This window comes from Kitasatospora sp. NPDC048298 (assembly GCF_043201465.1).
GTDB lineage: Bacteria > Actinomycetota > Actinomycetes > Streptomycetales > Streptomycetaceae > Kitasatospora.
Map to the genome: position 1 here is coordinate 38,490 of NZ_JBICYZ010000016.1, position 17,897 is coordinate 56,386.

The 17,897-nt window shown below is 73.4% G+C and carries 13 protein-coding genes; all 13 read right to left on the reverse strand.

Annotation, left to right across the window (positions count from 1 at the left end; translation table 11 throughout):
• Positions 1 to 22: 22 nt before the first annotated feature.
• The 13 genes from ACGF0D_RS15440 to ACGF0D_RS15500 all read right to left on the reverse strand — a co-directional run bounded on the left by ACGF0D_RS15440 (position 23) and on the right by ACGF0D_RS15500 (position 17,866).
• Positions 23 to 4,420, reverse strand: a complete 4,398-nt coding sequence (locus ACGF0D_RS15440) for a LamG-like jellyroll fold domain-containing protein (RefSeq protein WP_392916303.1) — start codon at positions 4,418 to 4,420, stop codon at positions 23 to 25.
• Between the two features lie 283 nt (positions 4,421 to 4,703).
• Positions 4,704 to 5,876 carry an MAB_1171c family putative transporter gene (locus ACGF0D_RS15445; protein ID WP_392916305.1) on the reverse strand — a complete coding sequence of 391 codons (1,173 nt, stop codon included), beginning with the start codon at positions 5,874 to 5,876 and terminating at the stop codon, positions 4,704 to 4,706.
• On the reverse strand, positions 5,869 to 6,384 hold the full coding sequence (locus ACGF0D_RS15450) for a ParH-like protein (protein ID WP_392870474.1): 516 nt from the start codon (positions 6,382 to 6,384) through the stop codon (positions 5,869 to 5,871). The genes ACGF0D_RS15445 and ACGF0D_RS15450 overlap by 8 nt, the downstream gene beginning before the upstream one ends.
• A gap of 110 nt (positions 6,385 to 6,494) precedes the next feature.
• Positions 6,495 to 6,917 (reverse strand): XRE family transcriptional regulator, encoded by a 423-nt coding sequence (locus ACGF0D_RS15455; RefSeq protein WP_392870477.1) that lies wholly within the window; start codon positions 6,915 to 6,917, stop codon positions 6,495 to 6,497.
• A 208-nt stretch (positions 6,918 to 7,125) separates the two neighbouring features.
• Entirely contained in the window at positions 7,126 to 7,320 is a 195-nt protein-coding gene (locus ACGF0D_RS15460) for a hypothetical protein (protein ID WP_392916308.1), read from the reverse strand.
• Between the two features lie 22 nt (positions 7,321 to 7,342).
• Positions 7,343 to 7,534 (reverse strand): hypothetical protein, encoded by a 192-nt coding sequence (locus tag ACGF0D_RS15465; protein WP_392870483.1) that lies wholly within the window; start codon positions 7,532 to 7,534, stop codon positions 7,343 to 7,345.
• A 23-nt stretch (positions 7,535 to 7,557) separates the two neighbouring features.
• Entirely contained in the window at positions 7,558 to 7,746 is a 189-nt protein-coding gene (locus tag ACGF0D_RS15470; protein ID WP_392870486.1) for a hypothetical protein, read from the reverse strand.
• A 46-nt stretch (positions 7,747 to 7,792) separates the two neighbouring features.
• Entirely contained in the window at positions 7,793 to 7,984 is a 192-nt protein-coding gene (locus tag ACGF0D_RS15475; protein ID WP_392870489.1) for a hypothetical protein, read from the reverse strand.
• Positions 7,985 to 8,089: 105 nt separating this feature from the next.
• A complete protein-coding gene (locus ACGF0D_RS15480; RefSeq protein WP_392916311.1) occupies positions 8,090 to 10,300 on the reverse strand; it encodes a peptidase domain-containing ABC transporter in 2,211 nt (736 codons plus the stop codon).
• Entirely contained in the window at positions 10,297 to 13,695 is a 3,399-nt protein-coding gene (locus ACGF0D_RS15485; protein ID WP_392916314.1) for a type 2 lanthipeptide synthetase LanM family protein, read from the reverse strand. Before ACGF0D_RS15485 ends, ACGF0D_RS15480 begins: the two co-directional genes overlap by 4 nt.
• A 397-nt stretch (positions 13,696 to 14,092) precedes the next feature.
• Positions 14,093 to 14,788 carry a formyltransferase family protein gene (locus ACGF0D_RS15490; protein WP_392870498.1) on the reverse strand — a complete coding sequence of 232 codons (696 nt, stop codon included), beginning with the start codon at positions 14,786 to 14,788 and terminating at the stop codon, positions 14,093 to 14,095.
• Between the two features lie 40 nt (positions 14,789 to 14,828).
• A complete protein-coding gene (locus ACGF0D_RS15495) occupies positions 14,829 to 16,079 on the reverse strand; it encodes a cytochrome P450 (protein WP_392916317.1) in 1,251 nt (416 codons plus the stop codon).
• A 2-nt stretch (positions 16,080 to 16,081) separates the two neighbouring features.
• Positions 16,082 to 17,866, reverse strand: a complete 1,785-nt coding sequence (locus tag ACGF0D_RS15500) for a beta-ketoacyl synthase N-terminal-like domain-containing protein (protein WP_392916319.1) — start codon at positions 17,864 to 17,866, stop codon at positions 16,082 to 16,084.
• Between the last annotated feature and the right edge of the window lie 31 nt (positions 17,867 to 17,897).

Genomic DNA, 17,897 nt, shown 5'->3' on the forward strand with positions numbered 1-17,897 from the left:
CGGCCCGCAGGTAGAGGGGGGATCAGACCCCGGTGGAGGTACCGAGCTCGACGTTGTAGTCGGCGAGCTTGGTGATCTGCGCGGGGCTCAGCACGCCCTGGTACAGCCAGACGTCGTCCAGCTCACCGGAGAAGTACTCACCCCACGCGCCGGCCGCCTTGTTGCGGCCGAACTGCACGCCGCCGCCCGCCTCGTAGGGCTGCGGGGCGCCGGTCCAGGAGATGTGCGGGGTGCAGCCGGACGAACCGTCCGGGCAGCCCTGGTTCTCGATCTGGCCGTTGACGTACAGGACCAGCCGGTCCGCGAAGGCGTCGTAGCTGACCGCCAGGTGGGTCCAGTTCTCCAGGACGGAGGTGGCCGGGGTGTGGGCGGTGAGGGTGCGGACGGCGCCGGTGGCGTCGGAGTCGCGCACCTCGGCCTGCCACTGGCCGGTCGGCTGGCCGTTGGCGTCCTTGCCCAGGGTGTGCCAGCGCAGGGTGACCGCGCTGTTGTTGGCGCCGGCCACGGAGAGCACCGTCATGTCCCGGGCCGGGACACCGGCGGTGTTCGCCCAGCCGGCCAGGGTGAAGCTCTGGCCGGTGTGCAGCGGGACGGAGCCGGTGGCCGCGTAGCCGGTGGTGCCGTCCAGCTGCAGGGTGCCGGGGGCGGGCAGCACGCCGCCGTCGGCCTTGATGGAGGCGCCGCCGCCGAGCTGGGCGCCGGCCTTGGCCGGGCCCTCGTCGGGGGTGACGGCCGGGGTGCCGGTGGCCGAGGAGAGCTTCCAGCGGCCGGCCAGCTGCGGGCGCTGCTGCACCATGGCGCCGGCCTCGGGGCTGGTGACGACCCGGTCGTAGACCCGCACGTCGTCGATGTCGCCGCCGAAGAACTCGCCGTTGACGCCCTCGCGGTTGACGGCACCGAGCTGCAGCGGGCCGGGGTTGGCCCACGGCGTGTTCTGGGTGTAGTCCGACTCGCCGACGAGGAAGCCGTTGATGTAGAAGCGCAGCTTCTTCGCGGCGGTGTCGGAGACGCCCAGCAGGTGGGTCCACTCGCCGGTGGTGCCGGCGAAGCACGGCGCGCCGTTGATCTGGGTGCCCGGGGTGCAGTCGGGCTGCCAGGTGCGCACCAGGGTGTCGGCGGAGGTGTCCTCCTTGTAGCGGCCGAAGATCCAGCGCTTCCAGTAGGCGGAGTAGTACAGCGAGAACTCGCTGTTGTGCTGGCCGATCTGGGTGACGGCGATCTTCGCGGTGGTGTCGCCGGGAGTGGGCGCGGGCAGCTTCACCCAGGCGGAGACCGAGAAGTCCCGGCTGCCGTCGACCTGCGGGCGGGTGCCGCGCAGGTAGTCGTCCACGCCGTCCAGGTGGATCGCCTTGTCGGCGATGCCGGGCCGGCCGAGGGCGACGCCGTTGTAGGCGGTCAGGTTGTCGGTCTCGGCGGTGCCGACCGGCTTGGCGGAGGCGCCGTCCAGGTGCCAGACCGACCTGGCGGGCAGGCCGGCGGCGAGCTGCTTGTCGGCGGCCACGTCGGCGGCCTCGGTCTTGCCGAGGGAGCGGTCCCAGAGCCGGACCTCGTCGACCGAGCCCTTCCACGGGTCGGTCCAGTTGCCGTGCCACTTGGAGCGGCCGAACTCCAGCGGGCCGCGCGCGTCCCAGGTGGCGGTGACGGCCACCGGGGTGCCGGGCACGCCGTTGACGTACAGGGTGCTGGTCTTGGCCACCGGGTCGTAGACGCCGACCAGGTGGGTCCACTGGCCGAGCACCACGGGGGCGTCCGAGCTCGCCGTCTCCAGGGTGTAGGTGGCGTTGGTGTCCTGGGTGGAGGTCCACATCGCCCACTTGCCGTTCATCAGGCCGAGGGCGAAGCGGGCGGCCCAGTTGCCGTTCTCACTGACCGCGACCCGGTTGCGGGTGGTGTCGCCGGTGAGGTTGACCCAGGCGGAGACGGCGAAGCCGCGGGTGGTGTCCAGCACCGTGCCCTGGGTCTCGGCATAGCCGTTGGCGGTGCCGTCCACGGCGAGGGCCTCGCCGAGGTGGCCGGGCGCGCCCGGGGTGGCGCCGGAGCCGAGGGTGGCCTCGACGCTGCCGCCGGTGCCGGTGACGGAGGTGCCGCTCGCGTCGTCCATCGACCAACCGGTGCGCTGGGTCTGTCCGGCGAGCACGTTGAAGTAGTAGGTCTCGGGCTGCGAGGCGTTGCCCGATCCGTCGACGGCGCGCGCGGAGAGGAAGTGCACGCCGGCGGTCTGCGGCTGGACGCGCACGGTCTGTCCGGCGCCGCCGCTGGTGGCGACCTCGTTCGCCGCGGACGGCGAGGTGTCCAGGCCCCACTGGTACTTGACCACGTCGGTGGCGGCGGACTTCAGGGTGAAGTAGCCGTTCTTGCCGACGCCGTCGGTCCACGGGAGCGGCGCGGAGGCGTCCTTGGAGCCCGGGTAGGCGTCCGAGGTGATCGCCGGGCCGTCCGGCGCGGAGGTGTCGACGATGAAGTAGCAGCCGGTCGGGTCACCGTCGGAGGACCACGGGCCCCACTGCGCGCCGTCCCAGGCGCGGGCCTCCCAGTCGAGCTGGAGGTTCTGCGGCAGGCTGGTCGGCAGCGGCCAGGAGAAGATCGAGCCGGAGGCCTTGAAGGTGTCCCCACCCGGTGCGGCGTCCTCCGAGCCGGTGGACCACCAGCGGCGGCGCAGGCCGGTGCCGTCGTCCCAGCCGACCGCGAACTGCACGCCGATCGCCTCGCCGTCCGGGTCGGAGGCGCGAGTGGTGACCTGCGGCATCTTGTTGATCCTGATGCCCGGGTACTGGCAGACCGAGCCCGGCGACATCGTCATGTCGGACATCGGGATCTGGTTGGGCCGCAGGTTGTAGTACACCGACAGGTAGGCGTCGTCGGTGAAGCGCTTCCAGGCGAGGGTGTCGCCCTCGTTCTGGGCCTTCAGGCCGAACGTGATGGTCGGCCAGCCCCAGTTGGCGGCGTCCTGGACGAGGTTGCGCACCGCGCCGTCCGCGCCGTACTCCAGCCAGCCGCCGGGGCAGCTGCCGCTCCAGCCCTTGGCGGTGTTGATGGTCTGCAGGTAGCGGCTCCAGAACCCGGAGGCGTTCTGGCTGTTCCAGTTCAGGCCGGGGGAGATGTAGCCGGTGTTCCACAGCTCGACGGGCCGGGCGTCGCAGGAGTACGACCAGCTCTCGTAGGTGCCGAAGGTGGCGGCGAGGATCTGCTTGCCGGCGAACGGGTTGGATATCTGGAAGAACGCCCGCTTCACGTCGGTCGGCGCGCACCGCGAGGTGTCGCCGCAGTAGCCGACGCCCCAGTCGTGGACGTAGTTGCTGTTGTACGTGAAGTGCCAGTACGCCTGGTTCGGGTAGGTGCGCGAGACGCCCGCCCAGTCGCCGGCGTGCGGGGTGTTCCACGCCGGGTCGATCATCACCGGGTAGACCGTGTCCGGGGCGTCCAGCATGGCCTGGTCGGGGGACAGCACCAGGCCGTCCTTGGGCAGGTCGACCTTGAGGCGGGTCATCTTGGCGCCCTCGCCGGGCAGGTCGCCCTCGCCGTACGCGGCGGGATCGGGCTGACCGGCGGCGGGAGCAGCCTGGGCCGGGGCGGGAGCGGCGGCGGCCGGGGCCTCGGCCCGCGGCGCCTGCTGCGGGGCGGCCTTGAGCGCCTTCGGGGCGGCGGCCGCGGGGGCCGGGGCGGAGGGGGTGCTCGCCGCGGCGGGCTTGGTGGAGTCCCACATCACCGGGACGGGCGCCTCGAAGACGGTGCCGCCGCCGGACGGGTCCTTCGCCTTGAGGGTGCCGTCGGCCTCCTGGCTGACGGTCAGGCCGTCGCCGTGCAGGCCGAGTCGGAGCTGGTCCAGCTCGGGGTTCTTCGCGGCCTCGGGCGTGCGCACCACGATGACCTGGGTGAACCCGGTCTTGGTGGCGGTCAGCCGCAGGTCGACGTCCGGCAGGATCGAGGTGTACTCGGCGGTCGCGCCGTTGACCGTCGGCTTGGGCAGCGGCTTCGGCCAGCTGAGCTTCAGCTCCTTGCCGGCCCGCGCCATCCGGACCAGCGGCTCGCTGCCGCCGCCGGAGAACCGCAGGTCGGCGGTGGAGCCCTTGGGGGCGACGGCGCCGTCGGGCAGTGCCTGCAGCGTCGGGTCGAGGTCGACCCAGGTGCCGTTCTTGCGCACCCGCTTGGGCTGGACGTAGGTGGTGGTCTTCAGCTTGCCGTCGGGCTGGGCGACGGTGTCGCTGGACTCGCCGCGCTTGGCGAGCACCTCGACCGGCTTGCCGGTGCGGGTGGCCTCCTGGACCGCCAGGGTCTCGGCGGTGTCCTGAGGATCCGCCAGGCCGGGCGGTGGTGTTCCGCCGATTGCGGCGGCGGCCGGTACCACCGCGGTCGCGGCCAGCGCGACCGCGGCGAGTGCCGCGGCGAGCAGGCTGCCCGACCGTCTTGCTGCTGTTCTCACTGTGCGTAAGCTCCGACTTCCGGTATGTGGGCGAAGTTTGAGCGGATCTTCATGGACGCTTAAACGACTGTCAAAGGTCCATGAGAAAGCCATGAAGATTCGTGTACCTGTCGAGGTGTCGTCAGAAGGGGGCCAGTTCAGGTAAAACCGGATAAACCCCCTGACCTTCTGTGGTGCAACTCACAGCAACAGGGGGAGTTGGAGAGTCCGCTTTTGGGGCTGGGTAGCGGTAACGAACGGTAACCATGCTGGTCATCAGGGGTGTTCGGGCGCCGCGCAGGGTTCAGCGGGGCCCTGCGGCCCGGGGCGGCAGGGTCCGCAGGGCCTGGGCGATCTGGCCGAGCCAGCGGGTCTCCGCCTCCATGCCGCCGATGTGCGGAAGGTGGGGCTCGGCCGCCGGCGGGACGGTGCCGGGAGCGCCGTCGTCGGGATCCCGCACCCGGGCGCGGAGCAGCGCGTCCGCGATCCTGGTGGCCTCGGCCCGCGCCGCGGCATCGGTGCCGCGGGGCGCGCCGCCCGCCCCCGCCGGCGCCTCCGCCGTGCGGTAGCGGCGCAGGATCAGCAGCCCGTCCCGGATCTCGATGACCCGGCGGTAGAGCGCGAGTTCGGCGTCGGCCGGCGGCATCCGGCCGGAGCTGAGGGCGATCTGCGGGAAGGCCGCGTGCAGCGCCCGCCACAGCGGCCCGAGCGACCGGTAGCTGCGGTACGCGGCCCGCCAGCGCCGGGCGGCACGGCCGGCGCGCGCCCACAGCAGGGTGGTGGCACCGGCCAGCAGCAGGACCGCGCACAGCCGCCCGAGCACCAGCGAGACCGGGTCCTCGGTGGTCAGCTGGCGGCCCGAGCGCAGGGCGCCGAGGACGTCGTCGAACCCCCACGCGGCCCAGAGCAGGCCGATGGCGGCGGTGAGGGTGATCAGGCCGAGGGCCGTGCGCAGGGCCGTGGTGTCGGCCTGGCGGGTCCAGTGCAGCGTCTGGCGCGCCAGGGTGACGAGGCAGCAGGTCACGTAGCCGGTGATGACCAGGTCGTAGCCGGCCAGCGCCACCGGGCCGAACGCGCCGGTGGCCACCATCTGGCCGCCGTCCTCGCGGATCCCGGCGAGCAGGAACAGGACGGTCGCCGAGAGGACCGCGAGGGCGGTGCCGGCCTGGCGCAGGCGAAGCGCCCGGGCGTCGGCCGCGGGACGGCGCAGTGAGACGGCCGCCAGCGCGAGGAACCCGGCGGAGCCCATCTTGAGGTGGTCGGTGAACATGCCGGACAGGCCCGCCAGGCCGGTTCCGTGGTCGATGTCCGCCCTGGTCTGACCAGCCATCAGCTCCAGGAAGGCGCCGAAGCACCAGGCGAAGCAGCAGGTGTGGCGCAGGGCCGGCGTGCGGCCGCGGCGCCCGCGCGCGAAGAAGCGGTACGTGCTCAGGCCGAGCAGCAGGACCGCGGCGCAGGCGAGGACGGGGTCAGTCATGCGGGCCCGGCGGGCGGCGGGAGCCCAGCAGGGGGAAGAGCCGGTGCGCCCACTCGGCGTCGCGGGACTGGGCGCCGGACGGGCGGCCGCCGGGCAGCAGGGCCCGTTTGAGGATCAGCGAGGCGAGCAACTCCGCCTCCTGCTCCTGGGGTTCGAGGTAGACGGTGCGCCCCAGGACCTTCCCGATCATCGTCGGGGAGAGGTGCGGCAGCAGGCCGCGGGTGAGCCCGGGGTCGGGCGAGGGGCTGTCGGCGTGGCCCAGCAGCAGGTGGGCGTACTCGTGCACCAGGATGTGCTGGCGGTGCACCTCGCTGGTGTCCTCGGCGTACACGATGTAGTCGGCCTGACCGGTCGTCACCAGCAGTCCGCAGGGCGCACCGGGCTTCGCGGGGACGGCGATCAGGTCGATCGGGCGGCCGCGGTCGCGGGCGAGGCGGGCGACGAGCTCGGCGGCGTCGAACGGGTCGGGGAGGTCGAGCGACTCGCTGATCGCGCGGCAGCGCCGCATCATTCCGCCGTGCCGTCGGATCCACCGCAATGCGCGCCTCGCCTATCCGCCGGGGCCGACGTGGCCGGTCAACCGTCGCGGGGTGCCTCCTCGGCGGCACCACGTCGTGCTCACTGGGAGGGCTTGCCCCTGGCAGCCTCCCGGCGAGCGATAGTCTCGATCACATCGGAGACCGTGTCCAGAGCTTCGGGTGAGAGTTCCACCGCCCGCAGCGCCATGTTCCGGACGCCGGCGTCCCGCAGCGCCTCCAGCAGGGCGAGTTCGGCGACGATCTCCTCGGGGCGGTCGTCGAAGAAGTAGGCCGGTGAGACATGGAAGAACGCCGCCAGCGCCTCCAGGTGACGCTTGGTCGGGTTGTCGCGCTTGCCGGTGCGCAGCTGCCACAGGTAGGTGGCCGAGAAGGTCTCGCCGGTGGCCTCGCGACAGGCGCGCGCCACGTCCTCGTTGCTGTACTGCTCCCGGTTGGGGCGCCGGACCGTGCGGAACAACGTCTCGATCTTCTCGGCGAGCGTGCTCGCCCCGGCTTCCGCCATCTCCGCCTCCTGCGCCGCCACTTCCGGTCACGGCGACGCTGGAGCACGGGGCCGGCCGCCGGGTAACCATCGTAGCTTCGGGCGTGGCGCCACCTCCCGGCAACGGTCCTCCGGAACGAACACGCGAACGAACGTCGGAACGAACGCGGGCCCGGCCCTCGGGGGAGGGCCGGACCCGACGTCCTGTGAGAGGGGTGGTGCGTGCGGGTCAGCAGCAGCCGTAGCTGAAGCTGCCGCAGGTGCCGCACCAGCTCCGGTCGGTGTCGCCGCAGAGGTCGTTGTAGGTGATCTGCTCCTCGCCGCCGGTGAGGGTGGTCAGGTCCGGTTCGCCCAGCGGGTGGCCGGGGGCGGTGTGCGCCGTCTCCGGGTCCTTCCAGGACCGGGCGATCTCGTCGTTGCTCATCGTTCGACTCCTTCCTGGTCGCTCAGCAGCAGCCGACGCTGAAGCTGCCGCAGGTGCCGCATCCGGTCTGCATGGAGGCGCAGATGTCGAAGATCGTGATCTGCTCCTCGCCGCCGGTGAGGGTGGTGAGGTCCGGTTCGCCGAGGGGGTGGCCGGGGGCGGTGTGCGCCGTCTCCGGGTCCTTCCAGGACCGGACGATGTCCTCGTTGCTCATCGTTTCGACTCCGTCTCGGTCGCTCAGCAGCAGCCGTAGCTGAGGCTGCCGCAGGTGCCGCACGCGGTCTGGTTGCTGCACATGTCGAAGATGGTCATCTCCTGCTCGCCGCCGGTGAGGGCGCTGAGGTCCGGCTCGCCCAGCGGGTGGCCGGGGGCGGTGTGCGCGGCCTCCGGGTCCTTCCAGGACCGGACGATGTCCTCGTTGCTCATGGCGTTCCTTCCGTTTCGGGTTCCGGGAGTGGAGGTGGTTCGGCCGTCAGCAGTGGGTGCCGGTGGCCCAGGTGGGGCAGCAGCCGGCGCTGCCGAGGGCCTCGCTGCCGTCCTCCTCGTCGGAGAGGCCGCCGACCATCAGGCCGAGGTCGATCTCGCCGGACGGGTGGGCGGGGGCGGTGGCGCGGGCGGTGTGCTCCGGGTCCTTCCAGGCGCGGGCGATGCTGTCGTCGGTCATGGCGGTCCTGCCTTTCGGTGGGTGGTTGCGCGACCGGGCGGCCGGGTGACCGACCGGGGTTCCGGGGACGGGCGTCGGGCGCCCGTCGGATTGAGCCCGTCGGATTCAGTGGCTCGCGGCGGGGCGTACGTCGCTGTCGGCCGCGCCGAACAGCAGGCGGTAGACGCCGTCCTGCTCGATCAGCTCGTCGTGGCGGCCGCGTTGGACGATCCGGCCGTGTTCGAGGACGAGGATCTGGTCGGCGTTGCGTACGGCGTTGAGCCGGTGGGAGACGACGATCCGGGTGACGGCGAGGTCGGCGAGCGCGCCGTCGACGTGGCGTTCGGTCTGCGGGTCGAGGTGGCTGGTCGCCTCGTCGAGCAGCAGCAGCCGGGGCCGGTGCACCAATGCCCGGGCCAGGGCGACCCGTTGGCGCTGTCCGGCGGAGAGGGCCGAGCCGCTCTCGCCGACGGGCGTGTCGTAGCCCATCGGCAGGGCCAGCACGTCCTCGTGCAGTCCGGCGATCCGCGCGGCCCGGATCACCTCGGCGTCCTCGGCGTCGGGCCGGCCGAGGGTCAGGTTGTCCCTGATGCTGCCGCCGAAGAGGCTCAACTCCTGGAGGACGGCGCCGCAGTGGGCGCGCAGGTCGGCCAGGTCGAGGCGGTCGATCGGCACGCCGTCGTGCCGTACCGTCCCCTCCTCGGGCCGCAGCAGGCCGAGCAGCAGCAGGGCCAGGGTGCTCTTGCCGGAGCCGGTCCTGCCGACGATGCCCAGCTTGCCGCCGGCGGCGACGGACAGGTCGATCCCGCTGAGGGCCGGCGCCCCGGACGGCTGGTAGCGGAACGTCAGTGCGTGGACGTCGACGGCGGTGGCCCGGTCCGACGCGAGTCGCAGCCCGCCGCCGGTCTCCGTGGGTGCGTCCAGGACGTCGAAGAGGCGTTCCACCTGGGCGTTGACGGTGAGGTAGAGCTGACCGGTGGTGGACAGGGTCTCCAGTGGTGCCAGCAGGGACAGCACCAGGCTGTTCGCGGCCAGCATGGTGCCCAGGGTGGAGCGGCCGGTCATGACCATCCAGGCGCCGACGCCGAGCATCAGCAGCGGGCCGAGCGAGGTCATCGCCCGCTGGGCCCCGGAGAGCCGGGCGGTGGCCCGGCCGCGCCGCAGCATCGCGCCCTGGTAGCGGGTGAACCGCTCCTGCCAGTGCTCCACGGCGCGGCCCTCCACGCCGTTCGCCTTGAGCGGCAGGATCGCCTCCAGCGCCTCGACCAGGTAGCTCTGCTCCTCCGCCCGCGCCACCAGCTCCAGTTGGGCGAGGTTGCGCAGCCGGCGGTGGGACCGGAGGACCAGGAACAGCTGCAGCAGGAACAGCGGGGCGACGGCGAGCAGGTACAGCGGCTGCAGCAGCACCACGGCGACCAGGTAGCCGACCAGCAGGACGCCGTCCAGGGCGACGGTCATCAGCTGCTGGGTCATGGTCTCCCGGGTGCTGGAGACGCTGGACATGCGCATCAGCAGGTCGCCGCGTCCGCGCTCGAGGAAGAACTGCAGCGGCAGCCGGAAGAGGTGCTCGACGAAGGAGCGGGTCAGCACCAGGTCGCCGCGCCGGCGCAGCGCGAGCAGGGCCAGCGCGCGCAGCGCGGTGAGCAGCCCGGTGAGCAGGGCGATGCCGACGGCGGACAGCGCCAGCAGGCCGGGCAGGCCGGTGCGGTGCTGCGGCAGGAGCGTGTCCACCACGGTGCGGGTGAGCAACGGGACGGCCAGGCCGAGCAGTTGCAGCCCTCCGGTGACCAGGGCGGTCAGGGCGAGCAGCGAGCGGCCGCCCGGGGCGGCGAGGAAGCGCCGCAGGTAGCGCACCATCGGACGGTCGCGCAGCGGGGTGTGCCGCTCCTCGAAGTGCTCGCCCGGTTCCAGGGCGACGGCCACGCCGCCGAACAGCTCGTCGAAGTCCCGCCGGGAGATCTGGCGGCGTCCGCCGGCCGGGTCGACCAGCCGGACGGAGCGGCGGTCGACCCGTTCCAGGACCACGAAGTGATGGGTTTTCAGGTAGGCGATCACCGGGCCGCGCAGCGGTCGTTCCAGGGCGGCCGGTCCGCGGTCGACGCGGACGGTCAGGCCGACCCGCCGCGCCGCGTCGACGAGCACGGCCACCGAAGCGCCGTCGCGTCCGGCGCCGAGCAGCGGGCGGCAGTCGGCCACCGTGGAGTCGCGTCCGTAGTGGCTGAGGACCATGGCCAGGCAGGCCGCGGCGCACTCGGTGCGGGTGAACTGGAGTCGCAGCGGCACGCGGTGGGCGCGTTGCCGGGGGCGGGTCCGGGCAGCGTCGGACGGGGAGGTCACGGGGCCTCCTGCGGCGCGAGCAGGAGCACGGGGGCGACGTGGTCGGGCGCGGCGATCCGCAGCAGTCCGTGGCCGATGCCGGCCAGGCCGGTCATCAGACCGGGCGTGGGGATGCCGCCCGGGGTGCCGCAGACCGGGCCGCGCTCCTCGATCCCGGCCAGCAGGGTGTCGCGGGTCCGCCGGAAGTGGTCCCCGGCCCGCGCGACGCCGGCGCGGGCGGCCGCGGCGAACAGCTCCAGATTGCCCAGACCGCCGTGGCAGAGGCTGTCGTTGCCGTCCTGGCCGAAGGCGGCGGTCGAGCGTACGGCGCGCAGCAGGGCCCGGTCGTTCGCCAGGGTGCGGACCGCGGCGGGCAGGTCGGCCCGGAGCAGTCCGATGCCGGGGGCGCCGTGGCACCAGGCGTGCACGTGGGCGATGGTGCCCGGGGGCGGGGTGGCCTGCCAGGGCCTGGGGGTCTGCTCCCGGAAGTCCGGCCAGTTGTCGAGCTCGGGGTCGAAGCCGTCCTCCTCGTAGGCCAGGGCGGCCTGCCCGGTGCGCAGCGCGTCCGCGTCCCCGGTGCGGGCGGCGTGGCGCAGCAGCGCCCAGCCGATCCCGCCGGCGCCGTGGGACAGCCCCAGCAGCGGCCGCTCGCCGGTCAGCGCGGTGCGCCAGGCGACGGTGCCGCCGGGGTGCGGATCGGCCTTCTCCACCAGCAGTCGGGCGCAGCGCCGGGCGCAGTCCTGTGCGGCGCGGCCGTGCCGCCGCACCAGGGCCTCGGCCACGGCGAGGCAGCCGGCGGCGCCGCCGATCAGGTCGAGCTGCCGGTCGTCGTCGAGGCCGTGGGCGGCCGCGGTGAGCAGCTCTGGTACGGGCTGCGCCAGCGCGGGGTCGTCGAGCAGGACGGCGGCGCAGTCCAGCGCGTAGGCGGTGCCGGACAGCCCGCCGAACGCCCCCCAGGTCCGCTTCGGGGTGCGGTGCAGCGCGTGCGCGAGGTGCTCCGGGAACGGTGCCAGGACGCGGCGGGCCCACTGCGCGTAGCGCTCCTCCCCGGTGACGGAGGCGAGCTGGGCGAGGAACAGCGCCGGGCCGGGGTAGCCGCCGTACAGGTCGTCGCGCAGGGCGGTGACCCGCCACTGGTCCCGGGCCAGGTCGAGCCCGAGCCAGCCGGTCCGTGCGCCGGTGTGGCGCGCGTCGGCCATCAGGCGGTCGGCGACGGACCGGGCGAGGTTCAGGGCGCGCTCGGCGGGGGAGCGGTCGGGGTCGGCCGGGGCGGGCCGGGCCGGCCGGGCGGTGGCCGCGGATTCCGGTCCGCCCGCCAGTGGGTTGGTGGCGCGGGCGGCGAAGGCCGCCCGGATGATCCAGTCCTGGGTGGCGAGGTCGTGCTCGTCCATGGCGGCGATGATCCGCCGGGCCCGGTCGAGCCCGGATTCGGGCAGCGCCCGCGGCAGCGAGTGCCCGCGGTGGGTGTGCAGGTCGCGGGAGCCGACGACGGCGCGGAACAGCGGGACGTCGCCGCTCCAGAGGTCCTCGGCCTCCAGCGCCAGCAGTGGCCGGAGCGCCGGGTTCTCGGCGGACTGGGCGAAGATCAGCCCGAGCACCCGGTCGCGGTCGAGCGCGTCCCGGGTGACGTCCGGGTGGGTGCTCTCGCTCAGCAGGTGGGCGTAGACGCGGGTGGCGCGGACGATGGTGCGGACGGTGTCCTCCCGGAACCGCTCCAGCGGGCCGTCGGGCGCGAGCAGCGCCTCGCGGTGGGCGGCGATCGTCCGGTAGCCGGTCTCGAACCCGGCGCGAAGGGACGGCAGGTGGTCCGCCGGGTCGACGTCCCGGCCGTCCAGGCTCGGCCGGTTCGCGCTGCCGCCGAAGGCGCGCTGCACCCGGGTCAGGCGCATCCCGTCGGTGCCGCCGTCCTCCCAGGCGGGCATCTTGAAGGGCAGCACGGCGCCCTTGTCGGCGCCCATCCCGCCGACGTCCAGCACCGCGCCGCCGTCGCCGACCAGCACCGAGGGCAGCAGCCCGACCCGCTGCACCGAGTGGGCGAGCAGGTGCTGCGCCGGGTCGTCGTCGACCAGCGGGCTGCCGCTCAGGTGGGGCACGCCCACGTGGAACAGCGACTCCAGGTCGACCGCGATCGGCTGTTCCCCCACGGCGATCACGTTCTCGAAGTGGAAGTCGGTGGCGGCGAGCGCGTAGAGCAGGGCGAGCAGCGCCCCGAGGCGGTGGTAGAACCGTTCGGCCGCCGCGTGGTCGGCGCAGGGCGTCGGCTCCACGAACTCGATCCAGCCGTACTCGCCGCGGTCCCACACCGCCACCGTGTCCAGGCCGAGGTCCGGCAGGGCGGTGTCGTACCAGTCGACCACCGCGTTGAAGTGCTCGTGGACGGCCAGCGGCCGGGGCTTGTACACCAGCCGGGCGCCGGAGGAGAAGGTCAGCAGCGCGACCGAGCGGCCCGCCTCGTGGCCGTCGCCGTGGCCCATCCGGACCTCGGTCAGCTCGCCGGGGTCACGCCCGTCGAAGAGCCGCTCGACGAGTGACGGCCGGTCGGCGGTGAAGCGGTCGAGGAACTCCCGGTGCGCGTGGACGGCGTTCGCGGTGACGGACGCCAACAGCCGGGCCAGGACGGCGTATTCGTCGAGGAGCGCGGCCAGCCGCTCGGGCTGTCGCTGCCAGTCGACGAAGGAGCGGAAGCGTTCGCGCGGGGTGTCGCCGGCCAACTGGCCGGAGAGCCGGGCCACGTGGAGTTCCAGGACCAGGGTGCGGCCGAGCGAGGAGACCAGCTGTTCCCGCAGGCCGTCGGTGAGCGAGCGCCGGACCGCCGCGAGGGCGTCCTCGGCCGGGTCGGCGGTGGCGTTCCCGGCGGCGGAGGCCGCCAGCAGGCGGTGGGCCTCGGCGAGGAAGGGCTCGACGAGGACCGCGAAGTCGGCGAAGCCGTGCTGGTGTTGGCCGTCGGGTGCCGCGTCGTGCTCGTCGCCGGGCTCGCCACGGTGCTCGTCGCCGGGCTCGGCGTGGCGCGCTTCGTCGGGCGCCGGCGGCCGGTGTGCGGCGCGCGCCATGACGTCCTCGACGAACCGGGCCCAGTCCGGTTTGGCGGTCCGGGCGGCCAGGCTGTCGGGGTGTTCGGCGAGCAGCCGGCGCAGCAGCGGCGGGTCGATGCCGAGGGCCCGGGCCTGGGTGTCGGCGGTGTCCGGGGTGTGGTCGGGGAACGCCGAGCGCCAGCGGGCCAGTCGGCGGTCGGCGCGCCAGCCGAGGCTGCCCTCGGCCGGGCTGTCGGGCACCGGGGCGGGCGGTTCGCCGTCGGCGGTCAGGCGCTCGGCCAGCCACAGGCCGCGCGCCCACCAGCTGCCGGTCAGCGGTGCGCGGTCGACGCGTGACCAGGGGGCGGCGGTGTCCGCGGCATCGGGCGGGGTCTTCGAGGGCATGCTGAACTCCTGGGATGCGGAGGGCGGACGAGCCGGGGCGGACGGGGCGCGGCGCAGAGGCGGTCGTCGGCTGTCGTGAATGGAAGTACCCAGTCGATTCATATGAGCTGATATCGACGCCAGGCGAGTCTGCCCGCGTCCATGACGGTGCGTCAAGTGGTGTGAATGGACATGCCCGATCCATTCATCTCAGCTGTTGAAGCGGGGCGGCCGAGCCGGGTGGCGTGACCTGCCGGAACGCGCGCAGGTGCCCCCGGAGTGCCGAACACCCGGGGACACCTGTGGAGTTGGTCGGATCGATGCGGTTGTCGAAGGCGGAGCGCGGTGCCCGGCCCTCGTGCGGCGCGGTGCTCGGCCCTCGTGCGGCGCGGTGCTCAGCTCTCGTGCGGCGCGGTGCTCAGCCCTCGTGCAGCGCCCACTTGTCGCTGTCGACCCGCACCGAGCCCGGCAGGGCGATGAGCTCGGGCTTGAACAGCGGCTGGGTGTCCATCGCGGGCTCCCAGGTCGCCAGCCGCTCGTCCTGGGGGACCTCGATCCGCCGGTCCGCGGCGAGGTCGGCGACCACCTTCAGCAGCAGCCGCACGCCGAGCGGAGCCAGGTGGTCACGCCACAGGCTCTGCGCGGTCGAGCCGGGCGGCACGAACAGGTGCTCCTGGGCGGCGAGCGGGCCGCCGTCGGTGCGTTCGGTGAGGTGGTAGACGCTCCCGCCCGTCACCTTGTCGCCGTCGCGGACGGTCCAGCGGATCGCGTCCCGGCCGCGGTGCAGCGGCAGCAGGCTGGGGTGGTACCCGATGGTGGCGACGGCGGCCCTGGCCCGCGTCCGGCGGCCGAGGAAGGCGTGCGAGTGCGCGGCGAGGATGACGTCCACCCCGTCCGGGACGTGCATCGCGCGCAGTTCGGCCGAGTCCGTCCAGGGGATGTCCCGGGGGAACGCCCAGGCGCGCAGGCGGTCCCAGGACATCGCGTCGCCCTCGTCGGACTTCCCCTTGCGCAGCCGGGGCGCGGCCGCCCCGACGATCTTGTGCCCGTTGTCCAGCAGGGCTTCCGCGACCTGCACCGCGAACGCCCCTTGCCCTGACATGTAGATGTTCATCCGCACTCCCGCGGTCGCTGGTCGGGTGGTTGCCGGTCCCTCAGGCCTCCGTCGGTGCCTCCAGTCCGGAGCGGTCGGGATCGAAGCGCACCGGCATGGTGGAGAACCCGGTCAGGAAGTTCGACCGGATCGGCAGCGCCTCGCCGGTCTGCTCGAACCCGAGGGTGAAGTCCCGCAGGGCCTTGAGCAGTTCGGCGATCTCCACCTTGGCCAGGTACGAGCCGACGCAGAAGTGCGGGCCGTAGCCGAAGGCCAGGTGCTTGTTGGGGGTGCGGCCGAGGTCGAACACCCCGGGCTGCGCGAAGACCCGCTCGTCCCGGTTGCCGGAGGCGTGCCAGAGCGTGACGATCTCGCCCGGCCGCAGCCGTACGCCGTGCAGTTCGGTCTCCCGCTCGACGCTGCGCCCGAAGTGCATCGTGGGCGAGGCCCAGCGCAGCACCTCGTCCACCGCGGTCTCGACCGCGACCTCGCCCCGCTTGAGCCGCCGCCACTGTTCGGGCTGGGCGGCGAGGGTGCGGACGCAGTCGATCATCGTCAGCCGGCTGGTCTCGTCGCCGCCGATGATCAGGCTGTAGCAGTTCAGCACGACGTCCTCGTCGGACAGCGGCACCCCGTCGATGGCGCTGCCGATCAGCATGCTGATCACGTCCTCGCCGGGCGACTCGCGCCGCTCCTCGACGACGTCCATGAAGTACATCAGGATCTCGTTGCGGGCCATCTCGGAGTCGACCTCGTCGACGTCCTCGTCGTCCGCCGACAGCGCGGTCCTGGTCAGCGAGAGCAGGTAGTCCCGGTCCCGTTCGGGCACGCCGAGCAGGTTCGAGATCGTGGTCATCGGGATCCGGCTGGCGATCCGCTCCGCGAAGTCGCAGCCGCCGGACTCGACGGCCTCGCGGATCCACCGCCGGGTGTTGGTCCGGACGGTCAGCGCGACCTCGTCGAGCACTCTCGGGGAGAGCACCCGCTGGAGGATCTTGCGCAGCTCCAGGTGCCGGGGCCCGTCGGTGACGGCCAGCATCCGGCCGGCCCCGGCGTCGCCGCCCTCCAGGAGGGTGACGAGCACGTTGCCGCGCTGGGACGTGAAGTTCACGTTGTCCCGGTAGGTGGCCATGATGTCGTCGTGGCGGGAGAGCACCCAGAACCCGGGGCGGCCGCCGGCCGGCGGGTTCCAGTGCAGCGGCGCGGTGTCCCGCAGGGTGCGCCAGAACCCGTCGAGGTCGTGGTCCGCGAAGGTGGCCGGGTCACCCAGGTCCACGGTCTCCAGGGAGGGTGTGGTCGTCGGCGCGTTCATGCTCACCAGTCCGTGCGCCAGAACCGGCGGGGCTGGAACGGGTAGGTGGGCAGCGGCACCCGGCGGCCGGCCTCCCCGAGGTGCAGGGCGTCGAAGTCCACCTGCCGGCCGGTCACCCAGGCGGCGGCCAGCTCGGCGAGGGCCCCGGCGTCCCGGCCGGCGGGCACGATCCCGTCGCCGGTGCGGGAGAAGGCGTCCGGGTCGGTCCGCGGGGCGGCGGCGGTCGAGGTGGCCGGGCCGCGGGCGCCGTCGTCGGACAGCGCCGCGATCAGCTCCTCGCGGCTGCGGACCACGGCCGCCCACCGGCGGGCCATCACCTTGCGGCCGAGGTTGAGGGTGAAGCAGACGTCGTCCAGGCGCAGGCCCGGGTCGGCCTCCAGCCGCTCCCTGAGCCGGGTGCGCTGACGGGCCAGCGCGTCGTCGTCCATGGCGGACAGGGTGGCCAGCCACGGCCTGCCCGCCTCCTCGGGGGCGCGCTCGGCGGGCGTCGGCGCCTCCTCCAGCAGCAGGTGGGCGTTGTAGCCGCCGCCGCCGATCGAGGTGACGCCCGCGCGGCGGATGCCGGCCTCCGGATCCCAGTGCGCGCCCTCGATCTGCGGCACGAAGGGGGTGCTGGGGAAGTCGAGGTCCGGGTTGACCTCCGTCAGGTTGATCGTCGCCGGGAGGGTCCGGTGGTACAGCGCCAGCGCGGCCTTGACGGCACCGAAGCCGCCGGACACCACGCCGCCGTGGCCCACGTTGCCCTTGACCCCGCCGATCGAGGTGGTCGCGGTCTGCTTCCCGAACGCCATGGTCGCCGCGTGCACTTCGAGCTCGTCGGTCATCGGCAGGCCGAGCCCGTTCGCCTCGTACATGGACACGGTGTCCGGGGTGACGCCGCCCACCTCCATGGCGGCGGCGATGCACGCGCTCAGCCGCTCGGGCTGGGCCAGGCCGTACGCCATCGCGCTGACGCCGTTGTTGTTGACGGCCGAGCCCCGGACCACGGCGTAGACGTGGTCGCGGTCGGCGACGGCCCGGCCGAGCGGCTTCAGCAGCACGGTGACGACGCCGCTGGACAGCGCCGTGCCGGTGCCGTTGGCGTCGAACGGGCGGCAGTGGCCGTCCCTCGACAGGATGCGGTTCTCCTCCCAGAGGTGACCGCGGGGGTGCGGCAGGCGGACCAGCGCGCCGCCGGCGATGGCCAGGTCGCTCTGGCCGAGCAGCAGCGACTGGCAGGCCAGGTGCACCGCGTAGTGGAAGCCCGCGCAGACCGCGGCGACGGTGACGGCCTCGCCGGTGAGGCCCATGTAGTACAGCGCGTTGGAGGTCATGGTGTCCGGCGACCACGCCAGGCTGGCCTCGATCGCCTCGGGGCCGACCGACACCCGGTCCGGCGGGGAGCTGTACTGCGCGGCGGTCTGCGGGTTGTTGGCGCCGTACATGCCGACCTCGGCCTTGAGCCGGTCCGGGTCGTAGCCGCCGTCCTCCAGCGACTCCCACGCGCTCTCCAGGTACAGCCGGTTCTCCGGCGTCATCCTGGCGGCCATCCGGTCGCTGATGCCGAAGACCGACGGGTCGAACTTGTCGTACGTGTCGAGCACGCCGCAGGCCCGTACGTAGAACGGGCTGTGGATCAGCGTCTCGTCGACGTGGATGTCGTCCTTGGTCAGGAAGGACACGGACTCCCGGCCGTGGACGAGGTTGTCCCAGAACTCCTCCTTGGTGCGGGCGCCTGGCGCCCGCAGGGACATGCCGATGACGGCCACGTCACCCGGGTCGTACTCCTGCTCGGGGCTGTCGGTCATGGGAAGGCTCCTGCTTCTTCGGCTTCGTTGG

Excerpts from the sequence above, each read along its gene's own strand:
- ACGF0D_RS15445 (WP_392916305.1), bottom strand. The coding sequence starts at position 5,876 with ATGACTGACCCCGTCCTCGCCTGCGCCGCGGTCCTGCTGCTCGGCCTG.
- ACGF0D_RS15450 (WP_392870474.1), bottom strand. The coding sequence starts at position 6,384 with ATGCGGCGCTGCCGCGCGATCAGCGAGTCGCTCGACCTCCCCGACCCG.
- ACGF0D_RS15455 (WP_392870477.1), bottom strand. The coding sequence starts at position 6,917 with ATGGCGGAAGCCGGGGCGAGCACGCTCGCCGAGAAGATCGAGACGTTG.
- ACGF0D_RS15460 (WP_392916308.1), bottom strand. The coding sequence starts at position 7,320 with ATGAGCAACGACGAGATCGCCCGGTCCTGGAAGGACCCGGAGACGGCG.
- ACGF0D_RS15465 (WP_392870483.1), bottom strand. The coding sequence starts at position 7,534 with ATGAGCAACGAGGACATCGTCCGGTCCTGGAAGGACCCGGAGACGGCG.
- ACGF0D_RS15470 (WP_392870486.1), bottom strand. The coding sequence starts at position 7,746 with ATGAGCAACGAGGACATCGTCCGGTCCTGGAAGGACCCGGAGGCCGCG.
- ACGF0D_RS15475 (WP_392870489.1), bottom strand. The coding sequence starts at position 7,984 with ATGACCGACGACAGCATCGCCCGCGCCTGGAAGGACCCGGAGCACACC.
- ACGF0D_RS15485 (WP_392916314.1), bottom strand. The coding sequence starts at position 13,695 with ATGCCCTCGAAGACCCCGCCCGATGCCGCGGACACCGCCGCCCCCTGG.
- ACGF0D_RS15490 (WP_392870498.1), bottom strand. The coding sequence starts at position 14,788 with ATGAACATCTACATGTCAGGGCAAGGGGCGTTCGCGGTGCAGGTCGCG.
- ACGF0D_RS15495 (WP_392916317.1), bottom strand. The coding sequence starts at position 16,079 with ATGAACGCGCCGACGACCACACCCTCCCTGGAGACCGTGGACCTGGGT.
- ACGF0D_RS15500 (WP_392916319.1), bottom strand. The coding sequence starts at position 17,866 with ATGACCGACAGCCCCGAGCAGGAGTACGACCCGGGTGACGTGGCCGTC.